Source organism: Gilvimarinus sp. 1_MG-2023 (assembly GCF_030548285.1).
This window is the reverse complement of the sequence record NZ_JAUOSC010001705.1, coordinates 1-236: the sequence shown is the minus strand read 5'-3', so window position 1 is coordinate 236 and position 236 is coordinate 1. Positions and strand designations below refer to the sequence as shown.

1 protein-coding gene is annotated in these 236 nt (G+C 55.1%); it reads right to left on the bottom strand.

Annotated elements, in window-relative coordinates:
- The coding region (locus Q4563_RS22600) for a hypothetical protein (protein ID WP_303606145.1) at positions 1–236 on the bottom strand (236 nt) is incomplete at both ends.

Sequence of the window (236 nt, the reverse complement as noted above, 5' to 3'; positions counted from 1 at the left end):
GCAAGTATCCGTATAGTGGATGTTGCTGATCCCAACACGGCAGTACCCGGCCAACCCGATCACGTAAATTCAGCACCTGGCCCAAAAAGAAGTCGAGTTGGTGGCCACTGAGCAGCGCCAGTATGTCTTGCGGGTATTCCACCAGCAGCTGATCAAAGATATCGGAGGCGGTCATCAGGTCGACTTTAACCCAGGGTTCCAGCGCCGCCAGGTGCATGCGTTCGCGGTGATTAAAG